The 588-nt window shown below is 66.2% G+C and carries 1 protein-coding gene; it reads right to left on the reverse strand.

What is annotated here, in order from left to right; genetic code table 11:
* The coding region (locus HV823_RS26395; protein ID WP_176952625.1) for a cadherin-like domain-containing protein at positions 1–588 on the reverse strand (588 nt) is incomplete at both ends.

Here is a 588-nt window from a genome sequence, read left to right on the forward strand (position 1 = left end):
CGCTCGCGAGTTCGGCGCCGGTGAAGCTCGTCGCGGCCTTGCCGTTCACCTGGACCTTGCCGTTCGAGGCGGCGGAGACGGTGAAGCGGACGCCGGAGGCGCTGTCGTCGGGATCGGAGAAGTTGAGATCCGCGGTGGTGATCCTGTAGCTGCCGCCCTCCTTCACCGTCGCCTTCAGGTCGCCGGTGAGCGTCGGCGCGTCGTTGAGCGGGGTGACGGTGAAGTTGAAATTGGATTTGACTGGCGTCGAGCCGTCCTCATTGCCGTCTTCGACCGAGACCTTGAACGAGGCGTTGGTCGTCTCCGAGCCGTCGTGGACGAAGCTGACCTTGCCGCTCGCGAGTTCGGCGCCGGTGAAGCTCGTCGCCGCCGTGCCGTTGACCAGAACCTTGCCGGTCGTCTGGCTTGACACGGTGAAGCGGACGCCGGAGGCGCTGTCGTCGGGATCGGAGAAATTGAGATCGGCGGTGGTGATCCTGTAGCTGCCGCCCTCCTTCACCGTCGCCTTCAGGTCGCCGGTGAGCGTCGGCGCGTCGTTGACCGGGGTGACGGCGAGGTTGAAGGTTCCGGCGACCGGTGTCGAGCCAT

This window comes from Mycoplana rhizolycopersici (genome assembly GCF_013378445.1).
Lineage (GTDB): Bacteria > Pseudomonadota > Alphaproteobacteria > Rhizobiales > Rhizobiaceae > Mycoplana > Mycoplana rhizolycopersici.